The following is a 15104-nucleotide window of genomic DNA, read 5'->3' as shown; positions in this document are numbered from 1 at the left end:
AGGTAAAAGGGATTGCCGCCAGTCTGACCAGGCAGACTTAGCCCATCCATAGGCTCACTCGCGCACCCATCCCAGCGCGATCAGTCTGCCGAACAACAAGCAATGGATACGGGTCGCCAGCCGGTAGATCGGCCCCAGGTACCAGCGTGCTTCGTGCAACGTCAGCACGGCACTGAACGCCGCGACCGCAATGGCACCAAGCATGTCGAGCGGGAAGTGAACCCCCAGGTAGATGCGCGACCAGGCGATGAGGAGGCCAAGCAGTGCCAAAGTGACGCCCACACTTCGAGGTCCTCGCTGTAGCAGAAGGCTGAAGGCAACCGACCACCACAGCGTCAGGTGATCGCTGGGGAATGACGAGTCGGCAACATGGGGAATGAGCGTATGACCCAGCCCAATCATGAAAGGCCGGGGATGCGACCAAGCCAAGCCGATGATTTGGTTGGTCAGCAGCCCAAGCAGGCCGGACGCGGTAGCGACCAGAAACGTTTTGCGGGTGTTCTCGTTGCCGCTCAGCCAGCCGATGCCTATCAGGATCGGGACGGCCCAGATGAGCCATTCCGCGCAGACGGTGGCCAGCGTCACCACCAAAGCGTCCGGGTGTTCTGGTGCGTTGAGCCACAGGAAAAATGTTTGGTTGAGGTGTTCCATGAAGTCTCCGGGCCGGATCGCTGCGTCACGCGCGATCCGGCCACAGTAGCGGTCGGTCAGTCTTGCTTGTCGTGGTCGTCATCGTGATCCGCCTTGTCCTCGGCAGACGAGATGACGGTACCCTTGTCGGCATCGACCCGGACATCGAAGACCTTGGCCCCGCTGACGACTTCCACGTCGTAGACCCAGCCTTGCTTCGAGTTTTCGTACTCGGCGCGCGATGCCTTGCCATTGGCGTGCTGCTCGGCAACGGTGACGGCCTGGGTGAGCGGAATCTTGGCCTTGGTGATCGCCAGGGCGTCGTTTTCCATGCCACCATTGGCGGCATAGGCGACAGCGCCAGTCGTAGCAATGGCGATGGCCAGCAGGGAAAGTTTGGTGTAGCGGTACATGATGCTTCTCCAGAAGAGTGCAGGGATTTGCACAGTGGAGAAGCTACGCAGGCAGACTTAGCTGCCACTGAGCCGAGCCGTCGCCGTTATCGTCGGAGATTGCTGGCAATGGCTTAGCGTGCTTTATTTTCCGTTTTCTGAAACGACCCCAATATGTACCTCACCATGAATGCGCTGGTTACCTCGGACCAATTGGTGATCCCTACCCACCTCGATGGCAGTCGTGGCCGCAATCGCGCCACCTCGCCTGGCCAGTTGGCCGCCACCGACGATCGTTCCGCCGTTCTGGCCTGGCTGGCACGTTATGCCGATTCGCCCGCAACGCTAGCGAGCTACCGCAAGGAAGCCGAGCGGCTCATGCTGTGGTGCGGGCTGCAGCATGGAGTGGCGCTGTCGGACCTTACCCATGAGGATTTGCTGGTCTACCAGCGATTCCTGGCCGATCCACAACCGGCCGAGCGCTGGGTCATGAAGACGGGCCAAAAGCCCGGTCAGGACTCCCCGCTATGGCGGCCATTTGCGGGGCCACTCAGTGCCGCCAGTCAGCGCCAAGCGCTATCAATTCTCAACGCCATGCTGTCGTGGCTGGTGGAAGCTGGCTATCTGGCCGGGAATCCTCTGGCGTTAAGCCGACGCAAACGGCGTCAGCAAGCTCCCCGCGTCAGCCGCTTCCTGCCCATGGAGCATTGGGAGGTAGTGAAGAGCACCATCGAGGCCATGCCGGTGACCAACGAGCGCGACCGACGTCATGCTTCACGCTGCCGATGGCTTTTTTCGCTGCTGTACATCGGTGGGCTGCGGGTCTCGGAAATTTGCGAGACGACCATGGGGGGATTTTTCAGTCGGCGCGGCACGGATGGGCGCGAGCGCTGGTGGCTTGAGATTACGGGCAAAGGCGGCAAAACGCGCCTGGTGCCAGCCACCAGCGAGTTGATGGCCGAGCTCATGCGCTACCGCAAGGTGTTTGGACTGAGTCCCCTACCACCTGAGGGAGACACCGTGCCGCTGGTGGTTCCTCTTATTGGGGCGCTTAAGCCCATGGCACGTAGCGCGATTCACGAGATAGTGAAGGCGGTGGCCCGTGAAAGTGCGGCCCGCTTGCGGAGCAAGGGGCCTGAATTCGAAGCAGCTGCGGCTCATATCGAGCAGGCGTCCACCCACTGGATGCGCCACACCGCCGGCAGCCACCTGAGCGAAAAGGCTGACTTGAAAGTGGTCCGTGACAACCTTGGGCATGCCAACATCAGCACCACCAGCATCTACCTGCATTCGGAGGACGATGCCAGGCACGATGCAACGACAGCTGCACACCGGGTTGGTTGGCATGCCCCATAGCTATGGTGAGCGCGAAACTCTTCTGTTGCCGCGGATCTTTAGATCATTGCCGCGCGGCCTCATGGTTGCTGCTGTCGACGCAGCTCCATCCATTCATACGCCATTGGCAGGATCAGAAGCGTCAGTGCGGTGGCTGAGATGAGTCCACCAACCACCACAGTGGCCAATGGCCGCAGTATCTCCGAACCGACTCCGCTGGCCAGCAGGAAGGGGATCAACCCAAGAATCTCCACCAGAGCTGTCATCAGAACAGGGCGAAGGCGCAAGACCGCTCCTTGCACCACCGTCTCCCGAATACCCAGGCCTTGTTCGCGCAGTCCGTTGAGGAAGGACACCAGCACAATGCCGTTCAACATGGCCACACCAAAGACGGCGATGAACCCGACCGCCGCCGGCACCGACAGGTACTGGCCACTGGCGAACAGCGAAAGAATGCCACCAATGGCGGCAAACGGGACGTTGGCGATGATGAGCGTGGCATAGCGCACGGAATTGAAGGCGGTGTAGAGCAGGACGAAGATCAGCCCGATGGTCAGTGGCACGATGACAGCCAGCTTGGCCATGGCCCGCTGCTGGTTCTCGAAGGCACCGCCCCATTCAAGCCAGTAGCCGTTCGGCAGCTTGAGGCTGGACTGGAGACGGGCAGCTGCCTCGCTGACGAAACCATCCACATCGCGGCCGCGGACGTCCATCTGCACCACGGCATAGCGCTGCAACTGTTCGCGCCGCACGAAGGAATAGCCCTCGGCCAGCTCCACCGTCGCCACCCGCGAGAGGGGAATCAAGGCGCCGTTGGCCGTTCGGATTGGAATGGCGCGCACCGCCTCGACGCTGTCGCGGAACTCAGGCGGCAACCAGACCTGGATGTCGTAACGGCGAATGCCATCGAGCAGGGTGCTGACCGCCTTGCCACCAATGCCGGCTTGTACGACGTCCAGCACATCGTCGGCATTGATGCCGTAGCGGGCTGCTTCTGGCCGGTTCACCTTGATGACCATCTGCGGCTTGCCCTGGTTTGCCTCCAGTGCCACGTCAGCCGCACCGGGTACCCTCTCCACGATTTCCTTGGCCGCGGCCGCCAGACGGTCCAGGCTGGCCAAGTCTTCACCGTAGATTTTGAGCGCCAGTGTCGCCCGTACTCCTGAGATGAGCTCCTCCACCCGCATCTGGATCGGCTGGGTCGCGGCGATGACGGCCGTCGGCACTTTCTTTTCCAGGTTTTTCTGGAGTCGGCTTGAGAGTTCCTGATAAGAAATCTGTTCCGGCCAGGTCTCCTGCGGTTGCAGATCGACCAGGATTTCCATGTAGTTCACATCCGCGGTCTCGCCCTTCTCGGCTCGTCCGATCATGGACAGCGCATGCTTGACTTGGGGAAAGGTCTTGAGCTCCTTCTCGATTTTCTCGGAGAGGGCGATGGACTCCTCCAGCGACGTGGACGGAATGCTGGTGACGCGGAACATGATGCCTTGTTCCTGCAGGGTGGGCATGAACTCCTTGCCAAGGAAGGGGAACAGCGCAAGTGCGCCCACAAACAAGGCAACCGTCGCCATCATCACGGGCTTCTTGTGCTCCAGAACCCATAGCAACATCGGCTCGAAGCGCGCCTTTAGCCAGCGCACGACCCGTGGCTCCTGCTCCTGCTTGGCGCGCAGCGCCAAGGCCGACAGTACCGGTATCAACGTGACGGTCAGGATCAGGGAACCCAGCATGGCAAAGGTCATGTTGATGGCCAGGGGTTTGAACAGCTTGCCTTCGAGCCCGGTGAGCGCAAAAAGCGGCAGGAAAACCACGATGATGATCAGGACGCCGAAGGCGATGGGATTCATCACCTCCCGTGCTGCCCGCAGCACCACCGCAGTCCGGTTGACGGTCTTGCCGGCGTGGTGGGAAAGCAGCCTAAAGGCGTTTTCCACCAGCACCACCGGGCCGTCGATGGTCATGCCAAGGCCGATGATCAAACCGCCCAGGGACATGAGATTGGCCGTCATGCCCGCTTCGTCCATGAAAAGAAAGGCGATCAGCCGCGCCATGGGAATGGCCACGACAACGATCAGCGCCGAACGGACTTCGCCCAGGAACAGAAACAGCACCGCAATGACCAAAATGGCGCCTTCGATCATGGCTCGGTCGGCCATGGCGATGGCCTTGTCAATCAGCTCCGTGCGGTCGTAGGCGACAGCCAGTTTGATGTCGGCAGGCAGGCTTTTCATGGCTGTCGCCAGCTTGGCGCGGACGGACTCCACCACCTGCTGGGCGTTCTCGCCGGTCCGCGCCAGGGCCATTCCGAGCACCACTTCCTTGCCGTCCTTGGTCACTGCGCCAGTGCGTAGCGCCGGAGCGGGCCGGATGTCGGCCACGTCGCGCACGTAAATCGGTGTCCCTTCGCGCTGGGCGACCAGAATGCTGCCGATGTCTTCCGCATTGGACACCAGACCCAAGCCACGCACCAGATACTGTTCGCGATGGAGGTTGATGTACTGGCCGCCAACCTGCCGGTTGTTGGCGGCAATGGCTGTCATCACCTCCTTGTAGCCAAGGCCGTACTTGACGAGACGGCGCGGATCAATGAGCACCTGGAACTGCTTCTCATCGCCGCCCCAGGAGAGGACATCATCCACGCCCGGCGCGGTGCGCAGGATCATGCGCACACCCCAATCCTGGGCACTGCGCAAATCCATGCCCGTGAGTTTGTCGTCAAGTCCTTCCAAGGTGTACCAGAACACCTGGCCCAGGCCCGAGGCATTCGGTCCCAGGGTCGGTTCCCCGTAACCATCGGGAAGGCGGGACTTCGCCTCGGCCAGCTTTTCGCTCACGAGTCGGCGGGCCAGCTGGACATCCATGTCGTCTTTGAAATAGACGCTGACGTAAGACAGGCCGAACAGGGAAGTGGAGCGGATTTCCTCCACCTTGGGTAACCCCGCCATCACGGACTCGACGGGATAGGTGATCAGCTTCTCCACGTCTTCGGCGGCAAGTCCCGGCGACTCGGTGTAGACATTGACCTGGACCGGCGTGACATCCGGAAAGGCATCCAGCGGTACCCGCTGCCACGAGCGGATACCCAGCACGACCACCAGTAAAAATGCCACCAGTACCAGCAGCTTGTAGCGTAACGAAATTTCGACAATGCGACTCAACATACTGGCCCCTTTAGTCGTTATCACCGATCTTGGATTTGAGGAGTCGGGCCTTCAGGGCATAGGCTCCCTCGACCACGACTGCTTCGCCATCCTTGATGCCATCCTTGACCACCGAGCGTCCGCCCAGGTCGTCGCCAAGATGGACGATCCGTTTCTCGAAACCGGCGTTTTCGCGCACGAACACAACTTGTTGGCCTTCAATGAGCAGCACCGCACTTGCTGGTACGGTTAGCACCTTCCCGGTGGTGACCGTATCGATAGCGGCGGTGGCAAACATGTCGGGCTTGAGTCGACCGTCGGAATTGGGTACTTCCACTCGCCCTTTGACGGTGCGGCTCTCCTTGTCCATGACGCTGCTGATATAAGTCAGACGGCCTTTGAACACCTCACCAGGATAAGCGGCCACGGTGATACCGGCCGTGGCGCCAACGCGGATCTTGCCGAGATCTTTCTCAAAGAGATCGGCCTCGATCCAGACAGTCGAGAGGTCAGCGACAGTGAACAAGGTCTGATCCGGCGTCGCAAGTTCGCCCAGAACGGCCTTCTTCTCGATGACCGTCCCGGCGAAGGGTGCCGTTACCGGAAAAGTCGAGATGGCATGTTCCGCCTGGGATGGGTTGACGCCCATCAGACGCAGCCTGTCGGCAGCCGCGCGAAGGTTGGCACGGGCCTTTTCATGCTCGGCGCGGCTGCGCAGGAAGTCCTTCTGCGGCACGATCTGGTCGGCATAGAGCTTCTCGGCCCGCTCGAAATCAGCCTGCGCCACCCGAGCCTGGCTTTCGGCTTGCAGATATGTCGAGTGCGCTTCACCCAGTTCGAGGCTGTCAAGGCTGGCCAATGCCTGTCCGGCTTTTACGCGGTCGCCCAATTTGGCGCTGATCCCGACAATGCGTCCTGGCACCCGGGGCGCCACGTGGGCCAATCGGTCCTGGTTGGATTGGATGGTGGCCGTCAACTGGATGCGCTCGGCGACCTCCCTCTCGCTGGCCTGTTCGGTGCGGATGCGCGTCTCCTTGATTTCCTGGTCGGTCAAGGCAATAGTGCCAGTTTCGGCCGGCTCGGCCTCGGCATGTTGGGCCGCTTCAAGCCTGCCGGGTGATTCAGGTTTGTTGCAGCCGGCAAGTGCAAGACCGAGCGCCAGGGCTGTGGCCAAAAGATGGATTCGAGTCATTTGTTTTTCTCCGTCAGGTCAGCGTGCCATCCGGCCGCCTGTTCCAGGGCAATGCGGGTTTGAACGAATTCGCCCACTGCGTCGAGGTAGTCGCGGCGAGCATCAAGAAGTTGGCGGTTAACGAGCAGCAGTTGCAGCAAGCCGATTTCGCCGGCACGGTAGGCAGTGGTCGACAAGCGGCGGTTTTCGTCGAGGGCGGGGTAGACAGACTCGGTAAGTCGCTTGACGCGTTCCCTGAGGCTGTCAAGACGTTGCCAGAGGGTTCGCACTTGGGCGTTGATGTTGCGAATCGTGCTTTCGCGTTCGATCTGAGCCTGGGACAGTTCGGTTGCTGCCTTGCCGATGCCTGCGGCATTGCGCCGGAACAGCGGCAGGGGAACGGATAGGGTCAGACGGGTGAACTGCTCGCGGCTATCGTAGGGGGCGTCCTGGCCCACGCTCAATCCCAGCGTCACATCCGGCACGACCGAGGCATTCTCCAAATCAAGTCGCCTGTGAGCCGCCTCTTCTCGGTGCTCAAGTGCTTGTAGCTGCGAGCGTTTGGCTGCCGACACGAGCAGTGCGTCGAGGGTGTAGGTCGGCGCCCCCGCGTTCAATTCGCCTGCAACGACAGGTACGTTGTCGGCTGGCAATTGCAATATGGCTGCGAGTTCTTCTCTGGCTTGCAGCAGTTGCTCTGTCAGCGCGGCAAGCTGATTGCGGCCACGTTCGGCCTCCACCGTTGCCAGATTGCTGTCCAGGCGGCTGTCCTCGCCCGCAGCCATACGCCTCCTGACCGCACTTGCGGCTTCCTCCACCGCCGCCACCGCGTCACGCTCGGCGTCGATACGACGCTCCAATACCAGTACCCGGGCAAAGCGCTGCTCTACCTCAGCACGTACCTGGCGCCGCGTTTCCTCAAGCATCATCCGGGTCGCGGCCAGATCTTGTTCTGCCGCGCTGCGTCGAAACCCCGCCTGTCCAGCGATTTCAAAGGTCTGGAAGATGCCGATGGCTTGCTCGTGAAATCGGTTTTCCGGTTGACCATTCGGGTTAGTCCGGCGACTGGTCTGGTCGGTCGACAGCGTGGGATTGTTGTAAAACAGACCGGATGCGTCCCGCAGTTGGCCTTCAGCTGCGCTGAGTCCGGCCTGCGCCGCACGCAACGTCGAGTTGGCCGCTTCGGCGAGGCGCCACGCGTCTTCGAGTGTCAGGGGGGTGGCCGCAGCGCGAGCGGCCCCAATGGCAAGGGAAATCCCCGCCATGATGCCAAGGGCGCGCAGCCATGCGCCTCCCCCGGCAAAATTGCCGATAAACATGTAAATAACCTTTCAAGCAGAGTCAAATCGGCGAGCTTCGGCCCGTCGACAAATTGCGACGAATCAGACTTGAAAGGTGTCTCGAGGAGGGCGAAAGGGGCCGTCGGCTGGACGTCTGGGTATGACCAGCCGGGATTGGGCCCAGGAAACCTGCGTGGAAACAGGCATGATGAACTGCGCGATGCTGCAATCGAACCCTGCCAGATGGGTTTGAGCGTGGCACCCATGGTTGCAGGCCTTGTCAGCGGGGCCATGATCCGTGCCGCGATCCATGCTGACATGACTGACTTCGTCCGCCAAGGCGTCTGCCATGGCTTCGGCACTAACGCTCCATAGCGACGCACTGACCAGGCAGAAGGCCAGCAGCATCGCCAGAAAGGAGCGAAAGCGTTTAGAGCGGATCATGAATTTGGCAAGACTCGGCGACGGTTCGGGATGAAGTTTATCAAGTGATCAAATCTGCTGGGAGATCGGAGGTTTTAGGCACGAATTCAGCCATCACCTCGACCACATGTAATTCTGCTGCCACAGCATGTGATTCATCATCTGCTGCTGCATACCGAGGTACTGATCCATCATGTACTGTCGTTGCTTCAGCTGCTCCGGGGTCAGTCGGGAGTAATAGCCACCCATCCCGCGCCAACCCATCATCCCGGGACCACCCATCATGTAGCCGCCGCCCATCATGGGACCTACCCCGCAGCACCCCATCATGCCGGGGCCCCACATACCTTGCATCATTCCCATGCTGCTTTGCATGGTGACCCTATGCTCCTGGAGCAGCTTTTGCCGCTCCTGAGGGTCTTGCGTCTGACGGATCTTGTCCATCTGCTCCTGCAACTTCTTGATGTTTTCCTGGATCTGTACGGCTTGCTTGTCAAACTCCGCCACATCGGGCGATTTGGCTTGCGCTTGTGCAGCTTTTTCTGAAGATGCAGCCGGCTGCGCGTTGACGGATCCCATCGAAATCAGGGCTGCGGCCAAGGCCGCACTCAAAGTCACTTTTCGCATTTCGAATCTCCTTGAAAAGCCCCAAAGGGGCACTGACACTACTGCGGTTGAATTTCGGTGTCGGTTGACGCCGAAATTCAATCGCAGGACCGACTGCTTCAGACAACGCACAAAAAGACCACTGAATCCCCTCAAATGAATGGACGTCATCGACGCAGCAAACGTAAACCATTGAACACCACGATCAGACTCGCGCCCATATCGGCAAATACCGCCATCCACATCGTGGCGTTGTCGAAGATGGCCAGCAGCAGAAACACGAACTTGATGCCCAGCGCCAGGGCAATGTTCTGCCACAGCACGGCATGGGTGCGGCGCGACAGACGGATAGTTTCCGGAATTCGCCGCAGATCGTCGTTCATGATGACCACATCGGCCGCCTCCATGGCCGTATCGGTGCCGGCGGCGCCCATGGCGATCCCGATGTCGGAGCGGGCCAGCGCAGGGGCATCGTTGATGCCGTCGCCGGTCATTGCCGTCATCCCATAACGCTTTTGCAGGGTTTCGATAGCTGCCAGCTTGTCCTCCGGCAGCAAATTGCCGCGCGCATCGTCGATGCCGGCCTGGCTGGCGATGGTTTTGGCGGTGGCCTCGTTGTCACCCGTCAGCATGACCGACCTAACGCCAAGGGCGTGCAGCTCAGCCAGCGCCTCACGCGAGCTGTCCTTGATGGTGTCGGCCACGGCGAAGATGGCCAGCACTTGGGTATCCGTGGCCAGCAGCGTGACGGTTCGTCCCTGTGCTTCATGGACCGCCAGCCGAGCTTCGATCCCGGCATTGCACAGTCCGCGCTCTTCAATCAGGCGATGGTTGCCCAGGGTGAGGCGCTGGCCATCAGCCATGGCTTCAATACCGCGCCCGGGTAACGCCGTAAATCCAGTCAGCTGCCCATTACTCTGTCCCAGTCCTGCGGCAATCGCTATGGACACGGGGTGGTCGGAGTGGCCGGCAAGGTCACCGGCCCAGCGCAACACTTGCGCTTCAGGAATGGACGACGTCAATACCTCGGTCGCCACCAACCTGGGCTTGCCTTCGGTGATGGTGCCGGTTTTGTCGAGGGCGATGACTTTGAGTTTGTGGGCGCTTTCCAGGTAAACGCCGCCTTTGATCAGGATCCCGCGCCGTGCGGCGGACGCCAGCCCGCTGACCACGGTGACCGGCGTGGCAATGACCAGGGCGCACGGGCAGGCGATCACGAGCAGGACCAGGGCCTTGTACATTGCCTGTGCCCAGGTCCAATCCACCAGCAACGGTGCAAGAATAGCCACCGCCACAGCCAGCGCGAAAACAGCCGGGGTGTAAACGGTCGCGAACTTGTCGACAAACTGCTGTGTGGGGGCACGGGTTCCCTGCGCCTGTTCGACTGCCTGGATGATGCGAGCCAGCGTTGTATTGGCGGCAGCAGCGGTCACCTTGATTTCGAGCATCCCGGTTTCGTTGATCGTGCCAGCAAAAACTGCGTCGCCAACCGCCTTGTCGACCGGAATGCTCTCGCCCGTCACCGGCGCCTGATTGACGGCACCGGCCCCCGCGATGACGACGCCATCAAGCGGAATGCGTGCGCCTGGCTTGACTCGCACAATCGCGTCAAGAACCACATCCTTTGAGGCGACAGCCCGCCAGGTGCCATCGGGTTGGTGGACCTCGGCCGAGTCAGGCGCCAAGTCGAGCAGACTCTGGATGGCGTTGCGCGCCCGGTCCACGGCGCGTGCTTCGATCAGTTCCGCAATGGCGTAGAGTGCCATCACCATGGCGGCTTCCGGCCATTGGCCAATCAGGAAGGCGCCTGTCACGGCGACTGTCATCAGGGCATTGATGTTCAAGCGACCATGTCGCAAGGCGGCAAAGCCCTTGCGGTAGACCGAGAATCCTGACAGCCAGATCGCAGCGGTAGCCAAGGCCATACCTGCGCCTTTGAATGCCATCGCGTTGGGTGCGAAGAAGGCCAGCAGCTCTGCCCCAACCGCCAGCAGCAGAGCCAAGGCCAGACGCCACAAATCCCTGGATGCGGATGTACGTCCATGAGCTTGCGGGCTGCCGGAGGCGACAGGTTGGGGATCAAAGCCGGCCCGACGAATCGCGTCTAGGGCTAGCGGAACTACCGTACTGGAAGCATCGATTCGCAGCGTGCGCGCTGACAATTGAAAGCTGATGCCACGCAGCCCGGGAATTCCCTCCAGGGCCCGGCGAATCTCGGCTTCCTCAGTCGCACAGTCCATGGTGGGAATGCGAAACACCGAGCCGCCAGTCTCCTCTGATGCAGGCCCCGCAGGCATAGGGACTGCGGACGTGATACTGCAACTGCTTTCACACCCGCACGAACTGGTTTCGCCGGCACCGCCGGCTTGCGCTGATCTCATCGATTTCTCCTTGAATGAAGGTATTGGAAACCCTCTAGCCACTAAAGAGTCAAGTGCCTAGAATTGGAACAATTTGCACAGATCCAGGAATTTGGCTCCTCAGGAGAAGCACCCATGAAAATCGGGGAATTGGCACGCGCCACCGGCACTCAGGTCGAGACAATCCGCTTCTACGAGCGCGAAGGTCTTCTGCCTGAGCCATCCAGAACCGAAGGCAATTACCGGATCTACGAGGATGACCATGCTGAACGTTTGTCGCTCATTCGGCAATGTCGTAGTTTGGATATGACGCTCGACGAAGTCCGCGTTTTGCTGCGCTTCAAGGATGCACCTGCGGAAAACTGCGGCGAAGTCAATATGCTGCTGGACGAGCACATCGGCCATGTCGTCGCGCGGATACGTGAACTCAAGGTGCTCGAAAAGGAATTGAGAACGCTGCGCGAGCAATGCGTCAGCAATCAAGTAGCGACCGATTGTGGCATTTTGAGCGGATTGGAGAGGGCTGCGCGACTACAGGGGCGCAGTTCTGCTGATCACGGCCATGCAGTCCATGTCCACGGCGTGCACCAGCAACTACGCCAACCGAAGAGGTCATGATGGGAACAAAACACAGAACATCGGTTGAACGCGGTGTTGCTGAACTAAGAGGCTCCGCCAAAAACTCCAGTAGAGTTCGAATCTGACTCGCCCCGCCTGCGCCCGATCGACCGGATGCCCCCATGAGTGGAATCAACGACACCGCCTATCCGCAACTCAGGACCGAGATCAGTGACCAGGACCTGATCTCGGCGTTCACGCCCAGCGCGACGGAACGCCGCTTCATCGCGAACGCGTACCGCCGGGCGACGACGCAGGCTTTGATCGCGGTCCAACTGAAGATGCTGCAGCGGCTGGGCTACTTCGTCACGATGGACATCGTGCCAAACGCGGTCATCAAACACATCTGTAAGCACTACCGCGTCCAACCGTTCTCCACAGCAATGCTGCAGCGCTACGACCAGTCTGGTAGCAAGTCGCTACACCAGCGGCGGCTGCGCGAGTTCGTCGGCCTGAGGCTCCTGGATGCCGACGCACAGGACTGGCTCGAAGGCGAGGCGGTGAAGGCGGCACAGACTAAGCAGGAACTACCCGACATCATCAACATCCTCCTGGAAGAACTGGTTCATCACCGCTACGTGCTGCCGGGATTCGTCACGCTGTCACGCATCGCGAGCCGGGCGCGGGTGAAGGTCAATGACGAGCTCTACAAGCATATTTCCACGGCCCTGACCGATGCCCAGCAGGCCGGGATCGACCAGATGTTTCGCACCCGCAAGGGCCGCAGCCAATGGGACCAGCTCAAGCGCGAGCCCAAGCAGCCCAGCGTGCGCGAGGTCGCCAGTTTCCTGACGCACATCCAGGCGCTGCGCGAGTTGGCCGAAGGCATGCCGGCGATCGACGGCGTCTCGGTACCAAAGCGAACCCAGTTCGTGCTCGAAGCCCGCGCACTCAATGTGCGCGAAATGCAGGCGCTTAAGCCGATCAAGCGCTACGCCCTGGCGGTGCTGCTGATTCAGGCGCAATTGCAAAAGGCCGTCGACGACATTGCCGACATCTTCATCCGGTCCGTGCGCAATATGCACAACGTCGCACGCGAGCGCCTGAAGCAATACCAGCTGGAGCATGTGGCGCAAGGCGAGGCGCTGATCGCCCAGTTCCGCGATGTGCTGACCGCCTTCGAGGACGACGGGACGGAAGCGCAGCGGGTTGGCAGGATGCGCAAAATGCTGGGCGACGATCCGGCTGCCTGGATTGAACGCTGCGATGAACACATTGCTTATGCGGGCAACAACTACTACCCGTTCATGCTACAGCCCTACCGCGCCAGGCGATCGCTGCTGTTCCAGTGCCTCGATGCGATGGCGCTAAAGTCATCGTCGCCGGATGACTCCTTGTTACGCGCAGTAAGCTGGATCGCGCAGTTCCGCTCCAGCCACAAGGAGTATGTTCCCGCCGACAGCGGAGCCATCCTGCTCGACCTGACCTGGCTGGCCGATAGGAAATGGCACACGCTGATTCAGGGTCAAGACGAGGAAGCGGTTCCGGGCCTCATCCATCGCAAGTACCTGGAGCTGTGCATTCTTTCGCATGTGATGGACGAGCTGAAGTCCGGCGACCTGTATGTGCAGAACAGCGACCAGTACGACGACTACCGCGACCACCTGGTGAGCTGGGAGGAGTTCGATGCCGAAATCAGCCAGTACAGCGACATGGTCGGACTGCCGGCGGATGCTGACGATTTCGTCGTGCAGCACAAGCAGCAACTCGCCAGTTTGGCCCGCCAGGTCGACGCCCGTTTCCCGGACAACGAGCATGTGGCGATGACTGAGTCTGGCTTGCTGCTGCGGCGCAGCGAGCGGGCGCCGCCACCGGAAGGGCTGCCGGAGGTCGATCAGGCCATCACCGATTCGATGGCAACGTCCAGCATTCTGGATGTGCTGACCGAAACCGAGCGGTGGCTGGATCTGCACAAGCTGTTCGGCCCCTTGTCGGGCTTTGAGAGCAAGGTTGACGATCCCCGCAAACGCTTCCTGACAACGCTGTTCTGCTACGGTTGCAACCTGGGGCCGACCCAGACCGCGCTGTCGGTCAAGGGCCTATCGCGCAAGCAGGTGGCATGGCTCAACCTGCACCACGTGACGGAGGAGCGGCTCGACAAGGCAATCTTCAAGGTCGTTAACGCCTACAACCGGTTCTCCCTACCGCAATTCTGGGGCACTGGCAAGAGCGCTTCGGCGGATGGCACCAAGTGGAACGTCTACGAGCAAAACCTGCTATCCGAATACCACCTGCGCTATGGCGGCTACGGCGGCATCGGGTACTACCACGTCTCGGACATGTACATCGCGCTGTTCAGCCACTTCATTCCCTGTGGCGTCTATGAGGCCGTGTACATCCTCGATGGGCTGGTAAAGAACGAGTCCGACATCCAGCCTGATACCCTGCATGGCGACACACAGGCGCAGAGCGCGCCGGTTTTTGGACTGTCGCACCTGCTGGGGATTAAGCTAATGCCGCGCATACGCAACATCAAGGACCTGGTGTTCTTCAAGGCAGAACCAGGGGTGCAGTACAAGCACATCCAGAGTCTGTTTCGTGGAACGATCGATTGGGATTTGATCAAGCTGCACTACCGCGACATGCTGCGCGTGGCGGTTTCCATCAAGCTCGGCCGGATCACGCCGTCGATGATCCTCAGGCGGCTGGGGACTTTCAGCCACAAAAACAAGCTTTACTTCGCGTTTCGCGAGCTCGGGCGGGTGATCCGCACCTTGTTCCTGCTCGACTACATCAGCGACGTGGAGCTGCGCCGGTCGATCCATGCCGCGACCAACAAGAGCGAGGAGTTCAACAATTTCGTGAAATGGCTGTTCTTCGGCGGGGAAGGGGTGATCGCCGAGAACCTGCGCCACGAGCAGCGCAAGGTCATCAAGTACAGCCAACTCGTGGCCAATATGGTGATTCTGCACAACGTGCAGTGGATGTCGCGCAAGCTCAAAGAGCTGCAAAGCCAGGGATACCCGGTGGGCGAGCCGGTGCTGAAGGCTTTGTCACCATACCGGACCAGCCACATCAACCGGTTCGGGGACTACACGCTGGACCTCGGACGGGCCATCGAACCCATCGACTACAAAATCAAATTCTCCTGAAATATCAATGGGTTAGTCTCGATTCTGCGAAATTTTCAGGAATCACGGCCGACCCTC

Annotated in this window: 11 protein-coding genes; 3 read left to right on the top strand and 8 right to left on the bottom strand. The window is 60.4% G+C overall.

The features are described from left to right. Nucleotides 1-54: 54 nt before the first annotated feature. Together CDE01S_RS15480 and CDE01S_RS15475 are read right to left on the bottom strand one after the other, a co-directional pair. The gene (locus CDE01S_RS15480) at nucleotides 55-651 is read right to left on the bottom strand and encodes an undecaprenyl-diphosphatase (RefSeq protein ID WP_066709575.1); all 597 of its coding nucleotides are present in this window, start codon (nucleotides 649-651) and stop codon (nucleotides 55-57) included. 56 nt (nucleotides 652-707) lie between these two features. Then, complete coding sequence (locus CDE01S_RS15475; RefSeq protein ID WP_066709574.1) at nucleotides 708-1043, bottom strand: PepSY domain-containing protein; 336 nt, start codon at nucleotides 1041-1043, stop codon at nucleotides 708-710. A gap of 153 nt (nucleotides 1044-1196) precedes the next feature. Between CDE01S_RS15475 and CDE01S_RS15470 the strand changes: the two genes are divergently transcribed. Then, nucleotides 1197-2378: a tyrosine-type recombinase/integrase gene (locus CDE01S_RS15470; RefSeq protein WP_245636194.1), complete on the top strand. Its 1182-nt coding sequence runs from the start codon at nucleotides 1197-1199 to the stop codon at nucleotides 2376-2378. Between the two features lie 59 nt (nucleotides 2379-2437). On the opposite strand, the gene CDE01S_RS15465 is transcribed toward CDE01S_RS15470, so the two are convergent. The 6 genes from CDE01S_RS15465 to CDE01S_RS15440 form a co-directional block, all read right to left on the bottom strand. Continuing rightward, complete coding sequence (locus tag CDE01S_RS15465; protein ID WP_066709572.1) at nucleotides 2438-5518, bottom strand: efflux RND transporter permease subunit; 3081 nt, start codon at nucleotides 5516-5518, stop codon at nucleotides 2438-2440. A 10-nt stretch (nucleotides 5519-5528) separates the two neighbouring features. Beyond that, a complete protein-coding gene (locus CDE01S_RS15460; protein WP_066709559.1) occupies nucleotides 5529-6689 on the bottom strand; it encodes an efflux RND transporter periplasmic adaptor subunit in 1161 nt (386 codons plus the stop codon). Continuing rightward, complete coding sequence (locus tag CDE01S_RS15455) at nucleotides 6686-7987, bottom strand: TolC family protein (protein ID WP_066709557.1); 1302 nt, start codon at nucleotides 7985-7987, stop codon at nucleotides 6686-6688. Before CDE01S_RS15455 ends, CDE01S_RS15460 begins: the two co-directional genes overlap by 4 nt. Nucleotides 7988-8050: 63 nt before the next feature. Next, complete coding sequence (locus CDE01S_RS15450; RefSeq protein ID WP_066709554.1) at nucleotides 8051-8392, bottom strand: hypothetical protein; 342 nt, start codon at nucleotides 8390-8392, stop codon at nucleotides 8051-8053. Between the two features lie 93 nt (nucleotides 8393-8485). Beyond that, on the bottom strand, nucleotides 8486-8998 hold the full coding sequence (locus CDE01S_RS15445; RefSeq protein WP_066709551.1) for a hypothetical protein: 513 nt from the start codon (nucleotides 8996-8998) through the stop codon (nucleotides 8486-8488). 146 nt (nucleotides 8999-9144) lie between these two features. Beyond that, nucleotides 9145-11274, bottom strand: a complete 2130-nt coding sequence (locus tag CDE01S_RS15440) for a heavy metal translocating P-type ATPase (RefSeq protein ID WP_245636196.1) — start codon at nucleotides 11272-11274, stop codon at nucleotides 9145-9147. Between the two features lie 198 nt (nucleotides 11275-11472). On the opposite strand from CDE01S_RS15440, the gene cadR reads away from it, so the two are divergent. Continuing rightward, the gene (cadR, locus tag CDE01S_RS18275; protein ID WP_084382926.1) at nucleotides 11473-11955 is read left to right on the top strand and encodes a Cd(II)/Pb(II)-responsive transcriptional regulator; all 483 of its coding nucleotides are present in this window, start codon (nucleotides 11473-11475) and stop codon (nucleotides 11953-11955) included. 122 nt (nucleotides 11956-12077) lie between these two features. Continuing rightward, nucleotides 12078-15047 (top strand): Tn3 family transposase, encoded by a 2970-nt coding sequence (locus tag CDE01S_RS15430; protein ID WP_066709544.1) that lies wholly within the window; start codon nucleotides 12078-12080, stop codon nucleotides 15045-15047. The last annotated feature ends 57 nt before the right edge of the window (nucleotides 15048-15104 follow it).

Source organism: Curvibacter delicatus NBRC 14919, assembly GCF_001592265.1.
GTDB lineage: Bacteria > Pseudomonadota > Gammaproteobacteria > Burkholderiales > Burkholderiaceae_C > Hylemonella > Hylemonella delicata.
The sequence above is the reverse complement of the archived record's forward strand: the minus strand, read 5'-3'. Positions and strand labels throughout refer to the sequence as shown.